The organism is Fictibacillus sp. WQ 8-8, assembly GCF_024494405.1.
Taxonomy (GTDB): Bacteria; Bacillota; Bacilli; order Bacillales; family Fictibacillaceae; genus Fictibacillus_C; species Fictibacillus_C marinisediminis.
This window is the reverse complement of record NZ_JAMXKG010000002.1, coordinates 187801-206801: the sequence shown is the minus strand read 5'-3', so window position 1 is coordinate 206801 and position 19001 is coordinate 187801. Positions and strand designations below refer to the sequence as shown.

The following is a 19001-nucleotide window of genomic DNA, read 5'->3' as shown; positions in this document are numbered from 1 at the left end:
CACCCTTTCCTCTCCTTTTTCTTCATTATGAAGGAAGTCTCGCCGCCTGGAAAGCCATTTGGTGAACGGCGGATGTCTTCTGGATTTAATTTCTCCATTTTCGGGAAAAGTGGTGCTTAAGACATGATTCTTATCCGGAACAGGGGAAGTGAAAAAGTTGAAAAGAAGCAGAAATATGACGGCACTGATCATTATGGGTTTTACGATGTTTTTATTGGGAGGGCTTTCAAGTACGAAGGGCATCGTTTTGGATGAAGTAAAAAAAGACATAGGGCTCGACCTGAATCAGTTCGGCCTTGTCGTTTTTATTTAATCAATGGGGCTTTACGATCGCCAGTCCCATCATCGGCTACCTCGTGGACAAGAAAGGCCTCAAGCTGATGACCATCAAGGAGCAGTCATAATGGGAGCGGGGCTGTTTGGAACAGGTTCAGCCCAGACCATCATGTTTTTCCTCGGATTTTATATGATTGTCGGCTTTGGCCTGGGTGCCATGACAGTGGCATCGAATGCGATTGTTCCGGCGGTTTACCCCGATAAACAAGGTTTGATGTTCAATATAACGATGGGGGTTTATGGGCTTGGGATGTTCGCCACTCCTTTGATTCTTCGTTGGATGTTTTCTTCGGATATATCGTGGCGGGTATTTTATATTGGCATCGCTGTCTTATTAGTGGCATTCATTGTATTTGTTCTTGCGGTAAAACTGCCAGATGGAAAGGCAGACCGTGCGAGTCTTTCTGCTTTCAAGGAAATGCTTAAGAACGCACAGTTCGTCTTTATTATGTTTATCCTGATCTTTTATGTTTCAGCTGAGGTTTCTTTCTTGAACTTCTTTCCGAGCTATCTAAAATCATTAGATCTTAACGGAGCAACCAATGCGGAGAAAGGAAAACTAGTAACCACTATACTTTCCGTATTTTCTCTTCTCTTTACCGTGGGACGGCTGGGAGGCGGCTGGATCGCAGAGAAAATGGGTGAGAAAAAGACCATCCTGATCTTCGCGTTTCTTGCGGTCATCACCGTACTGATCAGTAAGTTTTACGCTGATCAGTGGGTATATCTGTTTGCGGCGGCAGGGCTCTTCTTCTCAGTGCTGTTTCCGACAGCGACAGCCATCGGCACGAAACTTTCAGAAACCGGAGGCTCGGCGCTGGGACTGGTCTATGTCTCTTCGGGAATAGGCGGGGCATTTGCAGGTTGGCTGGTCGGGGCAGTATCCGAGAAGTTTGGTTCTGCAGCAGGGTTCAATCTTCCCATACTATTCTTAAGCATTCTCCTCGTCTTCTCCTTTTTTGTAAAAGCTGTTTTCTAAAAGATTGTTGCTTTGGAAACCTTCCTGTAAAGAAGCTTCATTGATAAGTTGATTGGAGTGTAAGGTGCAAGACTCCTGCGGGAGCAGCGGGACAGGTGAGACCCACAGGCGCATGCGCCGAGGAGGCTCACCGCACGCCCCGCGGAAAGCGAGCATCCTGAAACGGAAATCAACCACTCCCAAAAGCAACAAGGCTTACGAAAACAGCCTTTGTAAAAGACGTGTCGGACGATCAGGCAAAGACAACGAATGCATAATAAACAAGCTTAAGGCTTTTGGGAAGCAGAAACTTCCCAGAAGCCTTTTTTTGTTTACTAGGTCTTATGGCATGTTTTTAAAAACGGTAGAATGTATGATGGTAAATTTTACTGTTCGGGTTTATACTATTTTTACGAACAAATGTTCGTAAAAATATACAGTAAAAGTGAGGGAGATCTTGAATGAATACAGCTAATGATTGGCTAGGGCTAGTAAATCTCCTTGGGAATGTGGGCTTTCCGGTTTTACTGGCTGGCTATTTGATGTTGCAGTTTGAAAAAAGGATTCAAAGCTTGGAAGCTGTAATAAAAGATCTGCGGGATGAGCTGGTTGATAAAGAGGAGCTTGAAAAAAAGATGGAGCAATACGGTCAAAGGCTAAAAGAAAAAGAGGAACTGAAAAAATCGGATGTTTCATAACCTCATTTACTTTCTGGTATGATAAAAGAAAACTAGAGGAGTGGATTGGAAATGAAGCTGTTTTTAATCTTGGGTGCCGTGAATGCTGCACTGGCGGTTATTCTGGGAGCTTTCGGTGCCCATGGTCTGGAAGGAAAACTATCAGAGCGTATGATTGAAGTCTATAAAACGGGTGTACAGTATCATATGTATCACGCCATCGGACTCTTGATCGTCGGGCTTCTCGCGGGAAAACTGACAAACTCAGGAGCGCTGCATTGGTCAGGCTGGCTTATGTTCATTGGAATTATCCTGTTCTCCGGCAGCTTGTACGCATTAAGCACAACTGGTATTTCTAAGCTCGGCATCATCACCCCGTTTGGCGGAGTGGCATTTATTGCAGGCTGGGTGCTATTCATTATCGCAGCTGTAAAAGGGCTGTAAAAAGGAAAAAAGAGCTTTGCTTAGACAAAGCTCTTTTTGTATTGGTTTACCTCGGGCTGTAGGTTGACATCGGCTGCCCTTGGGTCTGTCCCTGGGCCTGGGCCTGGCCCTGGCCCTGCTGTTGCTGCTGGCTTCCCTGGGAGCCGCCAAAAGGATAGGTGTATTCGATTTCTTCATCAAAGGTAATGTAATTGACGAAGACCATTAGAAGGAGAAAGCGTTTTCCAGTTTGGGGGTCACTCAGGATAATATGGTCACGACCTGCAGCTTCGATAACTCCCCTGAATACTTTTGAATTCCACTTATCACTGCCTTCAAATGTTTGATAAACTGTCGCTACTTTTCCTTTGTTTAACCGCAGGATATTTTCAATATAAGATTGCTCAAGCGGCAGCTGTCCGGGTGCGGCAATATCAGTAGGGTGCTGTCCGTAGGCTGCACCGAGCCCTTGAGGCGGCATCCCCATCTCTGGCATCATCCCAGGTCCTGTATAACCTCCCTGTCCTTGCTGTCCCTGCGGCATCTGGCCCATTTGTCCCATTCCCATCTGCCCTGATTGAGGCATACTGCCATAGTAGGGCGGCATGCCTCCCCCTGTTTGCTGGCCTTGTGTTTGCCTGTAATTTGTCATACTTGCATCCCCCTTGTAAAAAGGTTTTTAAACACGCGGACCGGTATAAGTTCTATAACGTTTAATAGAATGCTGAAGAAGCCCGGAAAACTACATTTCATCATATGTAAACATGCCGCCTGTTAGACCAAAAAAAACTGGTTCTCATGTCACGCGTGTGCGCGGCATGAGAACCAGCTTTCTGGGATGGGATGTCCAGCTTCAGCGACCTCGAGGACCTTAGCAGGGCGCTGAAGCTTTTCTTTATACGTGCAGAAATCCAGGTACGGCTTCTTTTATCAGTTGGTTACCGACATAGAAAGAACCGAATTCACCATAGCGTGCACTTACTTCATCGAATCTCATTTCATAGACGAGTTTTTTGAATTGAAGAACGTCATTGGCAAAGAGTGTAACTCCCCACTCCCAGTCATCGAATCCGACAGAACCGGTAATGATTTGTTTGACCTTGCCTGCATAGCTGCGGCCGATCATGCCGTGGCTGTACATCATTTTCTTGCGTTCTTCCATCGGCACCATGTACCAGTTATCGTTTCCTTCACGGCGCTTGTCCATCGGATAGAAACAAACATATTTCCATTTCGGAAGTTCCGGCTTTAGGCGGCCCTGAATCATGGGATCTGTTTCGGGATCTACATCATTGGATGGATTATAGTTGCTTAATTCAACGACAGATACATAGGAATAGGCAGGAATCGTGTATTGAGCAAATGCTGTTTTGTTGAATGCGTTCTCGATTTCATTAAGATCTTCCATCGTTGGACGCAGCAGCATCAGCATGAAATCTGCTTTTTGGCCGACGATCGAATAAAGGGCATGGCTGCCTTCCTTGCGGGCCTCGACCCCTTCCCACTTTTCCAAAAACGTCATAAATTCTTTGATGGCAGCTTCGCGTTCATCACTTGAAATCGCTTTCCAGGATACCCAGTCCATCTTACGGAAATCATGGAGACAGTACCAGCCTTCAAGGGTTTGTGCAGCTTCACTCATGTATTGTCACTCCTTGGACATAATGATAATTTCACTCCTATCCAATATACCACATCCGCTTGAATAAAAAAAAATCCCCGACAGTTCGGGACAGAAAGGGAGAGCTTTAAGTAGAGATCACGCAAAACGCTGAATGGCAGCGGTGATTTTACTGCTAAGAATAGAAGTGTCCTGAAGCTCTCTTTCTGTAAAGGCCAGCCGGACATGCTTTTCATCCATATCCATCGCTTCCTCAAGCATGCCGAACAGCCCTCTTGCTTTTTTATCAATTTCCAAAATGATCTCCAAGGAACTGCCGTCACTCAGGAATACCGCTTCAAGTTCATCCAGTTTACCCCTGAACATGCCGGTTGGCACATATTCAAATTCCTGAATAAACGGCAGGCGGCCGCTTATATAGCGTGAAGCAGCTTCACAAGTCGTTTGACGCAGCACAAAGTCCAGTCCTTCAATTGCTTCCATCGCTCTTCTGACAAGAGGCCCTGGATTTACGGTAATGTAATCTTTGTCTGACGGGTCAACTGCATTTTTAATATCAGCCCCGGTCTTCAGCCACACCGGTGTATGTCCGATGCTCAGCGGAACATCAAAGGGAATACGAAACGAGAAAGGAATCTTTTTCATTTCCCCGGGCTGTATGATTAAGGAATCAGATACACGGTGGCGGGCTACAGCTGATTGTTCCCTGTATTTCTTATCATCGGATTCTCTTATGTATTCGGTCATCAGGAAAATCGAAATCGAGTCGATCGGCTGTGCTGCTTTTCCGCCAGTAATCTGCACGGTGCCGCTTACTTCCTCTCCGGGAATGAACCTGTTTTTGGTTAAAATCGTATCAATGGTCGCTGCTCCTATTCCAACACTGGCCAGCATTTTGTTCATAAAAGACATATTGGACATCCTCCTTGAAATTGATAATAAGATATACGTATTGTCTTTTAAAAAGATTCAAACAGATTACATAATTATCCTTTTTATATTTTCCATTTTTCTAAAAATAACAACTTCTTGGCACAGGCGCTTTCAATTCAGGGAATAGGTTTAAAACAGGCGCAAAAAAGAGTACCCTAGTATGGAATGAACCCGAAGAGGAGGACCTCGCATGAGCGATTTATTTAAAGATTTAAAAGAAAAAGTGCAACAGCAGAATCCCAAGATTGTGTTCCCCGAAGGCACCGACGAACGCATTCTTACTGCAGCAGCCAGATTGGCTGAAGAAAACGTCCTTAAACCGATTTTGGTTGGAAATAAAGAAGAGATCACTTCAAGAGCAAAGGAAATTGGAGTCAGCCTTGGCGACATCGAGTTAATCGATCCTAAGCATTATCCTGAATTCGACAGCCTTGTTGCTTCTTTCGTAGAACGCCGCAAAGGCAAAGCTACAGAAGAACAGGCACGCCAAATTCTTTTGGATGAAAACTACTTCGGCACCATGCTGGTCTATACAGGAAAAGCCCATGGACTTGTGAGCGGAGCTGCTCATTCCACAGCTGATACTGTTCGCCCTGCCCTGCAGATCATCAAAACAAAAGAAGGTATTAAAAAGACATCCGGCGCTTTTATCATGGTAAAAGACGAAGAAAAATATGTTTTTGCTGATTGTGCCATCAATATCGCACCATCTAGCGCTGACCTTGCTGAGTCTGCATTAGTGAGCGCACATACAGCAAGAGTCTTCGGCATTGACCCAAAAGTGGCGCTTTTAAGCTTTTCAACAAAAGGATCAGCTAAATCAGCTGAAACTGAAAAAGTAGTAGAGGCGACTGAGCTTTTGAGCGGAATGAACCCTGATTTCCCTTTTGACGGTGAACTTCAGTTCGATGCAGCGTTTGTTTCATCGGTTGCACAGAAAAAAGCACCAAATTCTCCTTTGAAAGGTGAAGCGAACGTCTTTATCTTCCCAGGCCTTGAAACAGGAAATATCGGATACAAGATGGTTCAGCGCCTCGGCGGCTATGAAGCGATCGGACCGATCCTGCAAGGTCTTAACATGCCGGTGAACGATCTTTCCCGCGGATGCAACGAGGAAGATGTTTACAAGCTTGCCCTCATTACGGCCATGCAGGCGCTATAAAAGAAAAGCGTAAGCGCCCTGCTGTATGGAAAAAAGCACTGAGAGATTAAATCTCCAGTGCTTTTTCATTTCGTTCCCATACCCGCTGATAGTTGTAATCATGTAATTGAATCTCACTTACGGACAGAGGGGATGAAACGAGGTGGCTGCTTTCTTCTTTTAATACAAAGAGGAGTCTAGTCATCAAGTCGCTGACAGACAGCTCTGTTCCGGTCAACTCGGACAGTGAGGCCATCACTTCTGGCCTTATTTCGGGATAGCTGAATTTCGTGGGTTCTCCCTGAAGACCATGACGGTAAAACTCCCGGATTGCTTCTGCTCTCCCGGAACCGCTCCCGTTGACACATAAGTAGATCTGCACGGCCGCCCCATTGCGGATCCGCCGCTGTGAGATGCCTGCAAACTTCTTTCCATCCACGCTTAAATCATAGCTTCCCGGACAATACGAGCCGATGATCTCTCTTGCTTCGAAAGCAATACCATACGGGCTCAGCATTTTTTGGATGAGCTCGACCATCGTGTCATATCCCTTGTTGATCTCGATACTGCTGTCCTTTTCGGGAAGGATGATGGAAATATTCAAAACGCCTTCATCAAGCACCACAGCAAGACCGCCCGAATTGCGGACGATCACCCGGTATCCCCTTGATTTTAAATACTGTATGCCTTCGTTCAGATGCGGAAGACGTGTATCCTGGATGCCGAGGACAATGGTGTCATGATGCACCCAAGTACGGACGGTTGGAGAAGACTCTCCAGCTCCAATCGATGTGCAGAGCGTATCATCCATTGCAAAAGACTGCAGGGCATCAAAAGACGGCCCGAGGCTGGACTGGTCGATAATGCGCCATTTTGGCTGAAATAACAATGAAGCGTTCATACTAATCACGCTTCTCTGCTTCAATGATGAAGGATTTAGGAATACCCTGGTCAAAATCACCAGGATGCGGCTCTTCTTTCAGCCCTGTAATAAACAGGCCGGACGCTCCGATCGCAGTAATGATTTCACCAAGTGTCCACTTGCGGATGGATACTTGAAATGGCTTTCTTTCCTCTTCTGTCGCATATTGGAGCTCAGGAAGAAACTTGGAATACGATACATCCACCGTTTCCAGAGCCGTACTGAAATAGTCTCCGCTCACCTTGTGTTTTCTGGCAGACTGGCTTTTTCCCTGTGAGGTAATCAGCTTGGTTGAGATCGGATGGAAATCTTGCAGGACGAACCTTCCACCATGTTTAAGCAAGCGGTATACCGACGTAAAGAAAGGCACCAGATCTGTAAAATAATGAAGAATTCCGTTCTCTGTAAAAACAAGATCATATTCTCCTGAAAGTTCTTCCTCCGGCAGCTCAAGAACATCGCTCTTGATATAGCGAAGCGGGACGCCGGCCGCACGGGCAAGCTCTTTAGCGTAGCGTTCATTCGGTTCTGAAAGGTCGATGACGGTTGCTTCTGCACCAAGCAGTGCCAAAGCAACCGCTTTGCTGCCATGGGATCCAAGAAGATTGCAGACTTTTTTTCCTTTCACATCACCTATATAGGTTTCAAGCGGACTCAGCCGCTTTACCGGGTCTTTTTTTATTTTAGCAGCGGCTTTCGCCGGCTCGCCAAATCGATGGGTCCAGGCTTCGTAAGACTTTTCATTCCAAGCCTGACTGTTCTGGTTTTGTTGTGTGTGATCCACGAGTCAACCTCCTGCTTCTATCATTCTTTACTAGTATAACGCAACAGGCCGCAGAGCTTCCATGCCGGAAAAATAATTGCAACTTTTTGGAATGTATTTACGTAAGCATAGGTATAGTGAATGGAAGAGAAAAGGACAAAAGGAGGAGATCTGTTGAATAAGAACCTATCCAGGACGTTAAAGTGGGTTTCAGGAGGATTTGAAGCGCTCCTGGGCATTCCGTTTGTAGGAGGAACCATCGTGGTTTCCTTTCTATGGACGCCGCTTGCTATTGCGCTTGCCCTCCATATTGCTACTCTCGTCTTTTCAGCGAAAGAAGGGAGAGCAAGGCACGGAAGCATTCTCGGCATCGTGACTTCCTGCATCGCATGGATCCCGTTTGTCGGCATGATCATGCATATTATTTCAGCCATTTTATTATTGGTCGACGCCTACCGGCAGGAGGACAAAGACAGCCAGGTCGTTGATACGCAATAAAAAGAGAGGAGCGCCCCATGGGTCTCCTTTCTTTTTTTGATAGCACAAGAAAAAGAAAGCATGGCTGCGAAAGAAGATATACAGCTGTCGAAAACCGCTTTTTTTGTTTGTTGTTTCATGATTCAAAACCGCGTAAAATAGGGTATACTTCACAATGAAAATAATCATACAGCAAATAGGACAATCCTTCTGGCGAACACAAGCATGAGAAGGGATTTTCTTTTTTTAGCAGAACTATAAACATAAACTAATTGCGGCTGAAGGAGCATTTATTACGATATGGCGAAAGAAATGGGTCAGTTGAATGAAGAAAAGGTGTTTAAAGATCCGGTTCACCGTTACATCCATGTAAGGGACGAGCTGATCTGGCGGCTGATAGGCACGCGTGAATTTCAGCGCCTTCGACGGATTCGCCAGCTGGGTACTACCTATTTGACGTTTCATGGAGCTGAACACAGCCGTTTCAGCCACTCTCTCGGCGTATACGAGATTACAAGACGGATCGTTGAAATTTTTCAAAACAGGCCGCACTGGAACGAAGACGAACGGATGCTGGTTCTTTGTGCTGCACTGCTGCATGACATTGGACATGGACCTTTTTCCCACTCATTCGAGAAAGTGTTCGGTGTGGATCATGAAGATTATACAAGGGATATTCTTTTAGGCGATACGGAAGTGAATGAGGTTCTCCGCTTGCAAGGAGAAGAATTCCCCAGAAAAGTAGCAGAAGTCATCGAAAAGACCTATCATGACAAGCTGATCGTCAGTTTGATCTCCAGCCAGATAGATGCTGATCGGATGGATTATCTCCTGCGCGATGCCTATTTCACAGGCGTAAGCTACGGAAACTTCGATCTCGAGCGAATCCTCCGGGTCATGCGCCCGATGGAAGATGGAGCCGTTATTAAAGCAAGCGGCATGCATGCTGTTGAAGATTATATTATGAGCCGATACCAGATGTATTGGCAGGTGTATTTTCACCCGGTAACGAGAAGCGCCGAAGTGATTTTGAGCAAAATCCTTCACCGGGCAAAGGACCTCTATCAGGGGGGCTATCAATTTAAGCAGGATTTAACGCATTTCTGCTCACTGTTCGAAGGGGAAATTACATTAGAGGACTACATAAAGCTGGATGAGGGAGTCATGCAGTATTATTTCCAAGTTTGGATGGACGAGGAAGACCGAATCTTGCGTGACCTCTGCCGCCGCTTTTTGGACCGGAAGCTTTTTAAATACACGGAGATGGTTTCTGTTTCAGAAGTTCTGCGCCTGTCAGGTTATTTTGAGGAAGCGGGCATCGACCCGAAATACTATCTTGTTATTGACTCCTCCTCTGATTTACCGTACGACTTTTACAGACCAGGGGAAAAAGAGGAAAGGCTGCCTATCAACCTTTTAAAAGCGAATGGCGAAATCCGTGAACTTTCAAGAGAATCAGATGTAGTAGAAGCGATTTCAGGGAAAAGAAGAACAGACCATAAGCTCTACTATCCAGCTGATCTGATTGAAAAGATAGATGACAATAAGCTGAAACAAAAGATAAAACACATACTGAAAAAGGATTAACAGGTTTTATGCTAAGGGGGAAATACTGTGTTTGATGATCATTTAAAGGTCATAACGGTCATTAAGGAGGCCGGGGAAGTCATCGGTCGAAAAAAGCTGCAGAAGATGATTTATATCGCTAAAAAGCTGAACTTCCCTTTTCAGGAAAAATATGAGTTTCACTTTTACGGCCCTTATTCAGAAGAATTAACGCTGCGCGTCGAAGAACTGTGCAACCTGGGCTATGTGCATGAAATCAAAGAAAAAGTCAGCGGCTATTCCCAATACCGCTATTCTCTAAATAATGAGGGAGAAGACTTTTTGACTAGCTATGGAAAGAAGATACCGAAACTTGGGGAATGCGTAAGGTCCATGAACGAACAGTCCTCACGATTTCTCGAACTTGTTTCTACCATTTTATTTTTTTCGCATTTGCCGGCAGACGAAGTTAAAGTCAAGATTCAGACATTAAAGGCAAAACAAAAATACAGCGATGCAGAAATTCAGGAGGGTTATACGTTTATCAGCCAGCTTGAAAACTGTATTGTTCAGTAAGTATACCTCTTCGGGCGCTCTGATTAATGTTTATTCTCTATGTAAAATACTGGTTGTAAATATAATAGATTCTTGTAAAATAAAAGTATTCTAATGGTTACTGGGAGAACATATGAACAAAAAGAAGATTCAGCTCATCAGTGAGAGAATTGTAGAGCAGATCCAAAAGATAACCGAGAGATCAGCCTATCTTCAGATGAAGGAGAACCCCGAATCCATCAAGAAAATGATGGATCGGAAGCTGAGGACGATTACAGAAGAAGAAAGTAAGCAATTATATGAACAGTTTCTTTTCTATTTGGGAGAAGCGCTGGTATCAGACTATGATACTTCCTTTCAAAAAATTACGAAATGGGGAGAAAAAGCAGGAGAAATTGCTGTTCTGGAGGATATTCCGTTGGATGAATCGCTGGATGGCCTTCGTTTTTTTCGCCAGGCTATGCTGCATATCATTGATGAGGAAGCCGAGAAAGTTGATCTTTCGAGGAAAGAGTTCATACAAATTACATCCATTATTGACACGTTGCTAGACCGGTGCATCTATAGCTATAGCATCGCCTTCGTCCGGCATAACCGTAAAAAGATGGAGGTCGCCCAGCTTGCGATCCTTGAACTTTCGGTTCCGGTCGTACCTCTGGCGAAGGGAATTGCCGTGCTTCCGATTATTGGGGAGATTGACACACACCGGTCCCAGATGATCATGGAGCAAACGCTGACCCGCTGCACAGAACTTCAAGTGGAACAATTGATGATTGATCTCTCAGGAGTAGCGATCATCGATACCATGGTTGCTCATAATTTGTTTCAAGTCATCAACTCATTGAAACTGCTTGGGATTAAAGTAGTGTTAACAGGGATTCGCCCTGAAATTGCTCAGACTGTTGTCTCTTTAGGTGTTAGTTTTGAGGGAGTTTCTGTATGCGGAAGCCTGCAGCAAGCCATCACAATGGTTGGATTTGAACGAAAAAATGAAAAGCCTGCTTCCTCAGGAAACTCTATATTTTAAGCCCCAAAAGCTGATTATGCCTGAAATATGAACGGCGGCAGATCAGCTTTTTTATGTGGGATAAAACAGGAGAATGGAACTGTGATAATTGTCGCTGTTATTGTTTGGTACGTGTGTGAATGACTAAATAGCCGGTAAAATAGTTTAGCTGCATCTAAAAGATTGAGGGGCTGAGTCTTTTCGACTATAATTAAATTTTTTCCAAATAAAACAAATAAATCCTTTAAATGATTTAGTATTTTGTAAACTATTAAAGGCAATTCACCCTTTTTACATTAGGAATACCACGCAGTAATACCCATTCTTTTACAAATACCATCGATTCATTTTTACAAAATTCTGAATTTTCTGGTTACTTCCTCATTTTTCATCCCTTATGATTAAACTATCTTCCAGGGATCTTACATAGTTTTTACACCAAATTCAACAGAAGGAGGGTTGTTTAGTTATTTCTGTCGGTTCAGCGGTGAAAAATGAAGGGAGGACGATGAACGAATGAGAGCAAAACATCTTCGCTTATTCAGTCTAGTGATGTGCTTGTGTTTACTGCTTCCTTTACTGCTCCCGAAAGGTGCAGCGGTATCTGCAAAAACTGCAAAAACTCAAGCCTTCGTATCCATGAAAAAAGCCAACGCGACAGGCAGCGCCAAAATCAGCAGCAAGCTTCAAAAGCAATTTGACGATAAGGATCTGGTCACCTTCCTCATTAAGTTCAAGGAACAGGCCAATTCAGCAAAGGCGGCAAAAGAAGCTGCCCAAATGGCTAAGAAACAGAAGCTCAGCGCCTATAAAACAGAATTGAACAAACGATCCGCCGTCGTTTCCGAACTGCGCGCAACCGCGCTGGAAACACAAACTGGTGTAAAACAATATTTAAGTCAGCAAAAAAAGGAAGGGAACGCAAAGGATATCCGTTCCTACTTTATCGTGAACGGGATGGCGGTTACAGCCACAAAGATTGTTATGGAAAAAGTGGCTTCTTTTCCTGAAGTCGATAAGGTTCTTCCTAATGAAATCAGGCATATCCAGCCTGTACAGGAAGCAAAAGGAAAAGCTATTCCTACGAAAAAAGCAGCTAAAGCGGCAGATAAGGCCGCTAAAGCTGGAAAAGAAACGAAAGCAGAAACAGCATCCGTGGAGTGGAACATCGACCGAGTCGGTGCGCCGCAAGCTTGGAACATGGGAATCGATGGCTCAGGGACAGTCGTAGCCAATATCGATACCGGAGTACAGTGGGACCATCCGGCATTAAAAGAAAAATACCGCGGCTATAATGCATCCAACGGTTCAGTAAACCATGAATTCAACTGGTTTGACGCGACTGCTGGACGAGCAGCGCCGTATGATGATAATAACCATGGAACGCATACAATGGGCACCATGGTAGGAGGCGAACCGAACGGAAACAACCAGATCGGTGTAGCACCTGGAGCAAAATGGATCGCTGTTAAGGCTTTTACTCCTTCTGGAGGAAGTGATGCGGATCTGCTTGAGGCAGGACAATGGATCATCGCTCCGACAGATGCTTCCGGGAACCCCCATCCCGAAAAAGCACCCGATGTGGTGAACAACTCATGGGGGGGCGGACCCGGCATCGATGACTGGTACCGTCAAATGGTACAAAACTGGCGTGCAGCCGAAATCTTCCCCGAATTTTCCGCAGGTAACACTACGTTAACGAATCCGGGCGGACCTGGATCAGTCGCCAACCCGGCGAATTACCCGGAGTCTTTTGCAACCGGGGCCACAGACATCAACAACAAACTTGCTTCTTTCTCCTTGCGGGGACCTTCTCCGTATGGCGGCATTATGAAGCCCGAGATCTCAGCTCCAGGCGTCAACATCCGTTCTTCCATTCCTGGCAACAACTATGAGGGAGGATGGAACGGAACCTCTATGGCAGGTCCCCATGTATCTGCTGTTGTGGCTCTTCTGCGACAGGTCAATTCTTCTCTAACCGTAGCCGATATTGAAGAAATTCTTAAAACCACAGCCACTCCTCTAACGGACAGTGAGTACTCCGAAAGCCCGAACAATGGATATGGATATGGACTGGTAAATGCGTTTGATGCCGTATCCTCCATCATCAGCGGGTTAGGTAAAGTGAAGGGTGCTGTCATGAAAGAAGGAGAAGATTCAGAAGCACCAACCTATACGCATGAAGCACCAGCTGATACGTATGCGGGCATGGGCCTTCCGTTATCGATCACAGTCAAGGATAACGTCAGTGTTTCTTCAGTGACTCTTCAGTATCAGGACCGCGAAGGAAACTGGCAGTCTGTTGATGCGGAACGAACGAGCGGAAACTACAGTGAAGGAACATATTCCGCGGTTCTCCCGGGAAATGCGGTTGCTGTCCCAACGGTATCTTACCGCTGGAAGATCGCAGATTACGGACAGAACGACGTAACCACTGATACGTACAGCGTGGACGTTCATCCTGGCATCAGTACAGGCTACTCCACCGATTTTGAAACTCAGCCTGCTGGTTGGACCTCTTGGGGAGATAAAAATACGTGGGAATGGGGTACCCCGACTTCAGGGCCAGGTAACGCAGCATCAGGCACAAAAGTGTATGCAACCAATCTTGAAGGAAATTATGACAACAGTGCAAACATGGCCTTGATGATGCCGCCTGTAGATCTGGGTGACGGCCCTGCCTACCTGCAGCTGAAGCATTGGTATGAAATCGAGAACAACTATGATTATGCGCAGATCTTTGTTTCTGCCGATCAGCAGAACTGGGTAGAAAAAGCCAGATTTACGAACAAGAGCAATGGATGGCTGGATGCACAGGTTGATCTTTCTGCCTATGCCAACCAGCGGATCTATATTGCGTTTAACTTAAAAACGGACGGAAGCGTCGTGAAGCCAGGCTGGTATTTGGATGATGTAAAATTATCCGCTGCTCCTGCTGGAACAACAAAAGCTGGCAAAAAGCTTCAAGCTAAAACAGCAGGCGATGTAAAGGATGATGCGAAAAAAGCAGTGAATCCAGAAAAAATCCAGCCAGTGAACCAACTTGAGTTCAAGAGTACCGATGAAAGCAAAAAAGCGGCAGCTCCAAACGGCCTTCCGATCAATGCCGAGGTGAGTGTGCTGGAAACAGGGCGTTCCACGAAAACCAACCCTGCAAACGGAACTTACTCTCTGACGCATGCAGCTGGAGACTACACACTCGTTGCAGAATCTTATGGCTATCGTTCACAGCAGCAGAGTGTCCATATCTCAGCAGACGGTGAAACGGAAAAGAACTTTGTGCTGGAAGAGATTCCAAAGGGAACAATCTCAGGAACGGTATCCAATGAGCAAACCGGAGCTCCGATCAAGGATGCTGTCGTTTATGTGGCAGAGGATGCTGCGGTTCAGCCAGTAAAAACAGATGAGAACGGGAATTACAGCCTTAATGTCTATGAAGGCACGTATACCCTCAAGGTCATGGCTTCCGGGTACTATGGCAAAGACATGCAGGCTGTGGTCAATGGAAATGAAACAACCGACAAGGATGCAGCGCTTAAGCCATTTATTTCCGCACCGGGCGGAGAGATCGGCTATGATGACGGAACAGCTGAAAATGCCCATGCCTTCTACGATGCAGGCAACGGCTGGGGTGTTAAAATGTCCCTGCCAGCAGGAAAAGAGCAAGGATTGGTAACGGGCGGAATGTTCCGTTTCTGGGATACGGAATGGCCAGTTCCAGGCGGCGGAAATGAAAGTTGCGGTTTATGGTGCAAGCGGACCGGATGGAGCACCTGGCAAGAAAATAGCCGGGCCTATTGATGCTACGGCTCTTCGAAACGGAGAATGGACGAAAATCGACCTCTCCAGCTATGGCATTCAAGTATCAGGTGATTTCTACATGGTGTATTTCCAAGTTAAGGCGAATCCGAATGCGCCAGGACTTGCTACAGATGAAGACGGAACGAATGCGGGCCGAAGCTGGCAGTATGTCGGGGGTGCCTGGTCACCATCACCAGCGGATGAAGGGAACTACATGATCCGCGCGCTTGTGGATTATGAAGTAACGGCTCCTGTTATTACGTCTCCTGCAGACGGAAGTTTTACCAATAAAGAGACGGTGACTGTGGAAGGGCAAACCGCTCCTAACGTTAAAGTGCATGTGTTAAAAGATGGAGAAAAAGCGGCAGAAGCTACAGCGGATAAAGATGGGAAGTTTGCAGCAGATGTCATACTTTCCAACGGCGAAAACATCCTGACCGCCAAGGTGGTTACCGACAGAGGAAGCACAGATGCATCAGCTCCTGTGAAAGTGACACTGGACCAGAAGCAGCCGAAGCTGGTCATCGACAGCCCGACAGACGGGTTGAAAACGAACAAAGAGACCGTAACCGTTAAAGGAAAAGTAACAGAAGACCACCTTAAATCTGTTACGGTAAACGGAAAGGATGTGACCGTCAAAGCGGACGGCAGCTACTCTTACAGAATGATGCTCGAGTTAGGGAAAAACGTGATTAAAGTTGCGGCAACCGATAAGGCTGGCAATGCCGTATCTAAAAAAGTAACCGTGTATGCCCAGTATGAGGACCTTGTCATCGAGAACCTCAAGCCGGACAGCGATAAAAACCTGAAGTCCGGCCAGACGGTCAAGATTGAATTCGACAGCTCTGAGGATCTGGATGCCTCGTTTGTTATTCATATGCCGCTCACGAATGCCATGGCAGCAGTAACCAACGCAACAGAGCTTCCTATGCAAGAGACAACGCCTGGACATTATGAAGGATACTACACGGCAACCTCTAACATAAAAGTCAGAGGAGCAGCCGTGGAAGTCAAAGTAAAAGATGAATACGGCAATAGCGCAAGTCAAACCGCACAAGGAAAACTGAATATCAATTAAATAAATCTATATATACTGAAAGAAGCCAGCTGAATGGTGATCAGCTGGCTTCTTTCCCCTTTTTTATAACATTTTGGAGAAAACTCCATGTTGAGATTGGTTTTTATGTTGGTTTCGGTTTTTTATTTTCAAAAGGGATGTTATAGCATATTTTTGATTTTCTATCATATTGGGCCTCGCATAGTAATGCTCAGCTGAATGCATACCAGCAATATGCTTTAAAGAACTTTTTTATTAATGAGGCAAGAAGGCGAGCTGATAGAAAAACAATACTGCAAACAAATACACGAGAAACGGTACTTCACGCCATTTGCCGCGGGCAATTTTTAATAGGGGGTAGGAGATGAACCCGAAAGCAATCCCTGTTGCGATGCTTGATGTCAGCGGCATGGTCAAAATGATAATAAAAGCAGGGAACGCTTCGTCCAGCTCATCCCATTTGATCTTTCCTAAAGCTCCAAGCATCAGGCTGCCGACAATGATCAACGTCGGAGCTGTTATCGCTGAAAGACCGGAAATGGCCCCCACCAGCGGCGAGAAAAAGGCAGATATGATAAAAAGAACGGCAACTGTAACAGATGTAAGGCCAGTACGTCCTCCTGCTGCTACACCAGAAGAAGATTCAATATAAGCGCTTGTCGGGCTTGTTCCAAGAGCTGCACCTACTGTAGTGGCTACAGAATCTGAAAGCAGCGCTTCACGGGCCTTTGGCATTTTATTATTTTTCATTAAACCGGCTTGCTCGGCGACACCGACCATTGTTCCAGTTGTGTCGAAAATGGTTACGAGCAGGAAGGAGAAGACAACGGCGAATAGTCCGTAATGAAAGACGTCAGCGAAAGCGGTCATCGGATCTCCGAAAATGAATAAAGATTTTGGCATCTCCGGAACGGAAACGATGCCGTTGAATTTTAATTGGCCGGTAAAGTACGCAATAATCCCGGTAATAATCATTCCAAAGAATAGCGCACCATTCACATTCAAAGCCATTAAGATGAGGGTAATGGCCAATCCGGCGAGCGCAAGCATAACGGAATGAGAATGAAGGTTTCCCAAAGCGACCAAGTTTTCTTTATGAGCGGTGATGATCCCCGTCATGCGCATCCCGATAAAGGCGATAAACAAACCAATTCCAGCGGTGATGCCGTATTTTAAGTTGGCGGGAATCGCCTCGATTAATTTTTCACGAAAAGGTGTCAAAGATAGAATGACAAAGATAATACCGGCTACGAACACAGCGCCAAAAGCGGTTTGATACGAGATATTGGTATGGTTGCCGACGACTGAAAAAGCGAAATAGGCATTGAGCCCCATTCCCGGTGCGATGGCGATTGGCAAGTTGGCGAACAGTGCCATCCAGAGCGTTCCAACAACCGTAGCGATAATGGTTGCTATGAAAACTGTATTAAAAGGAACCCCGGCAGAGTGAAGAACAATAGGGTTGACGACAACGATGTAGACCATCGTTAAAAAGGTTGTAATCCCTGAAATGACTTCGGTTCTTACGTTAGTTCCGCGTTCTTTTAGTCTAAAGAATGATGAAAACATGGGTGTACCTCCAATAAATACGAACGTTTTTTTGAATGCTTAATTATAATATTCGTTTTTAGGATGTAATGCAATCTATTTAAACACGTTTTCCCTTTGTATTGTTACCTCTTTATCTTCATATGATACGAGGGTAAAAGGCATTGCAGTCTTAAATCGCTGAGAGTTGTGGTAAAATAGAGATAGAATTGAAGTGATGTCGGGAGGTTTATCATGAAGGATATTTTCGGATCAGATCAGAATAAAAACAAAAAAGGCATGGGATTCACGATTTTAAGCGGTGACTCTACAGACGGCCATGGCGGTTACGGAGTAGGAGCGTTAAGCCTTGACCATATGACGCCTGTCATCGTAGACCCTGTTGATGGTGATGCCTATGTGGATATGGGTGCGATGCATGCCCGCAGTGATATAGAAAAGCGTATTAAATTTACGCCTGACCGAGCCAATACTCCAAATCCAAGGTTGTACTGGCTCGTCTGGGTAACGATTAACAGAAATGAAGAAGGGCCTTTCTATTACGGTGTGACTGCATGTGAAATGCAGATTGATGCAGAAGCACGGCGAGGCTATAAAAGCCTGCCTGAGCACGTAAACCGAATGGATAAATCATTAAAAGGCCATGTTATCATCGACGACATGGATGAAAAATCAAAAGTGCTGCTGGGAGAGTTTTTAAAAAACCATGATGAAGGCACGTTTAACCGTTCTCCAGAAGGAGTAAGGAAATTATTGCCATAAAATTGGAAGAGTTATGAACCTTTTTTGAACATTTTCTAAAAAACTTGTGACAATTCCGTGGAATACAGTAAACTGAAACTAGCATTGCACACACAATGTTGCTAGGACAATAAACAGCCCGGGAGCTTTCGAGCACCCGGGCTGTTTATTTTGTCGAGGTTTTTGTTCGAGCGCTTTTTTGAAAAGGCTGTTTTCGTAACCTTTGTTGCTCTTGGGAGTGGTTGATTTCCGTTTCAGGCTCCCGCTAGTCCCGCAGGAGTCTCGCACCTTGCACTCCAATCAACTTGTCAATGAAGACTCTTTACAAAAATGTTCCAAAGCAACAATCTATTAGAAAAGAGCCTTTGAAAATGATGCGTTTTGCAAGTAAAATGTGTCGAATCGCAAGTAATTCGGGCATTTTCGCAAGTAACGCACGGAAAGTCGCAAGTAATCTTTGTCGAACCGCAAGTAATAGCACCAATTCCGCAAGTAAA

At 45.4% G+C, this 19001-nt stretch carries 16 protein-coding genes and 1 pseudogene; 11 read left to right on the top strand and 6 right to left on the bottom strand.

Annotated elements, in window-relative coordinates; all coding sequences use genetic code 11:
• Positions 1-157 precede the first annotated feature (157 nt).
• From M1K46_RS04730 to M1K46_RS04715, 4 genes are all read left to right on the top strand, one after another.
• Positions 158-313 carry a hypothetical protein gene (locus tag M1K46_RS04730; protein WP_256225149.1) on the top strand — a complete coding sequence of 52 codons (156 nt, stop codon included), beginning with the start codon at positions 158-160 and terminating at the stop codon, positions 311-313.
• A 90-nt stretch (positions 314-403) separates the two neighbouring features.
• Positions 404-1315: an MFS transporter gene (locus tag M1K46_RS04725; RefSeq protein WP_256225148.1), complete on the top strand. Its 912-nt coding sequence runs from the start codon at positions 404-406 to the stop codon at positions 1313-1315.
• Positions 1316-1755: 440 nt separating this feature from the next.
• On the top strand, positions 1756-1992 hold the full coding sequence (locus M1K46_RS04720) for a YvrJ family protein (protein ID WP_256225147.1): 237 nt from the start codon (positions 1756-1758) through the stop codon (positions 1990-1992).
• A 51-nt stretch (positions 1993-2043) separates the two neighbouring features.
• Positions 2044-2415: a DUF423 domain-containing protein gene (locus M1K46_RS04715; protein ID WP_248254464.1), complete on the top strand. Its 372-nt coding sequence runs from the start codon at positions 2044-2046 to the stop codon at positions 2413-2415.
• Between the two features lie 46 nt (positions 2416-2461).
• On the opposite strand, the gene gerQ is transcribed toward M1K46_RS04715, so the two are convergent.
• The 3 genes from gerQ to M1K46_RS04700 form a co-directional block, all read right to left on the bottom strand.
• A complete protein-coding gene (gerQ, locus tag M1K46_RS04710) occupies positions 2462-3046 on the bottom strand; it encodes a spore coat protein GerQ (RefSeq protein ID WP_375162172.1) in 585 nt (194 codons plus the stop codon).
• Between the two features lie 243 nt (positions 3047-3289).
• Complete coding sequence (hemQ, locus tag M1K46_RS04705; RefSeq protein ID WP_256225146.1) at positions 3290-4036, bottom strand: hydrogen peroxide-dependent heme synthase; 747 nt, start codon at positions 4034-4036, stop codon at positions 3290-3292.
• Between the two features lie 117 nt (positions 4037-4153).
• Positions 4154-4927 carry a sporulation protein gene (locus tag M1K46_RS04700; RefSeq protein WP_256225145.1) on the bottom strand — a complete coding sequence of 258 codons (774 nt, stop codon included), beginning with the start codon at positions 4925-4927 and terminating at the stop codon, positions 4154-4156.
• Between the two features lie 211 nt (positions 4928-5138).
• Here M1K46_RS04700 and pta point away from each other — a divergent pair, with 211 nt between their 5' ends.
• Entirely contained in the window at positions 5139-6110 is a 972-nt protein-coding gene (gene pta, locus M1K46_RS04695) for a phosphate acetyltransferase (protein ID WP_256225144.1), read from the top strand.
• Positions 6111-6156: 46 nt separating this feature from the next.
• On the opposite strand, the gene M1K46_RS04690 is transcribed toward pta, so the two are convergent.
• Together M1K46_RS04690 and M1K46_RS04685 are read right to left on the bottom strand one after the other, a co-directional pair.
• Positions 6157-6996, bottom strand: a complete 840-nt coding sequence (locus M1K46_RS04690) for a lipoate--protein ligase family protein (RefSeq protein WP_256225216.1) — start codon at positions 6994-6996, stop codon at positions 6157-6159.
• Entirely contained in the window at positions 6992-7795 is an 804-nt protein-coding gene (locus M1K46_RS04685; RefSeq protein WP_256225143.1) for a class I SAM-dependent methyltransferase, read from the bottom strand. The genes M1K46_RS04690 and M1K46_RS04685 overlap by 5 nt, the downstream gene beginning before the upstream one ends.
• A gap of 153 nt (positions 7796-7948) precedes the next feature.
• On the opposite strand from M1K46_RS04685, the gene M1K46_RS04680 reads away from it, so the two are divergent.
• From M1K46_RS04680 to M1K46_RS04660, 5 genes and pseudogenes are all read left to right on the top strand, one after another.
• On the top strand, positions 7949-8272 hold the full coding sequence (locus M1K46_RS04680; protein WP_256225142.1) for a hypothetical protein: 324 nt from the start codon (positions 7949-7951) through the stop codon (positions 8270-8272).
• A gap of 279 nt (positions 8273-8551) precedes the next feature.
• Complete coding sequence (locus M1K46_RS04675; protein WP_256225141.1) at positions 8552-9838, top strand: HD domain-containing protein; 1287 nt, start codon at positions 8552-8554, stop codon at positions 9836-9838.
• 27 nt (positions 9839-9865) lie between these two features.
• Entirely contained in the window at positions 9866-10372 is a 507-nt protein-coding gene (locus M1K46_RS04670; protein WP_053356416.1) for a YwgA family protein, read from the top strand.
• Between the two features lie 112 nt (positions 10373-10484).
• Complete coding sequence (locus M1K46_RS04665; protein ID WP_256225140.1) at positions 10485-11378, top strand: STAS domain-containing protein; 894 nt, start codon at positions 10485-10487, stop codon at positions 11376-11378.
• 495 nt (positions 11379-11873) lie between these two features.
• Positions 11874-16236: pseudogene (locus M1K46_RS04660) on the top strand (S8 family serine peptidase).
• Between the two features lie 234 nt (positions 16237-16470).
• Here M1K46_RS04660 and M1K46_RS04655 read toward each other — a convergent pair.
• Positions 16471-17784 (bottom strand): NCS2 family permease, encoded by a 1314-nt coding sequence (locus M1K46_RS04655; RefSeq protein ID WP_256225138.1) that lies wholly within the window; start codon positions 17782-17784, stop codon positions 16471-16473.
• Positions 17785-17997: 213 nt separating this feature from the next.
• Here M1K46_RS04655 and M1K46_RS04650 point away from each other — a divergent pair, with 213 nt between their 5' ends.
• Entirely contained in the window at positions 17998-18525 is a 528-nt protein-coding gene (locus M1K46_RS04650) for a YwhD family protein (protein ID WP_053356420.1), read from the top strand.
• Positions 18526-19001: the final 476 nt, after the last annotated feature.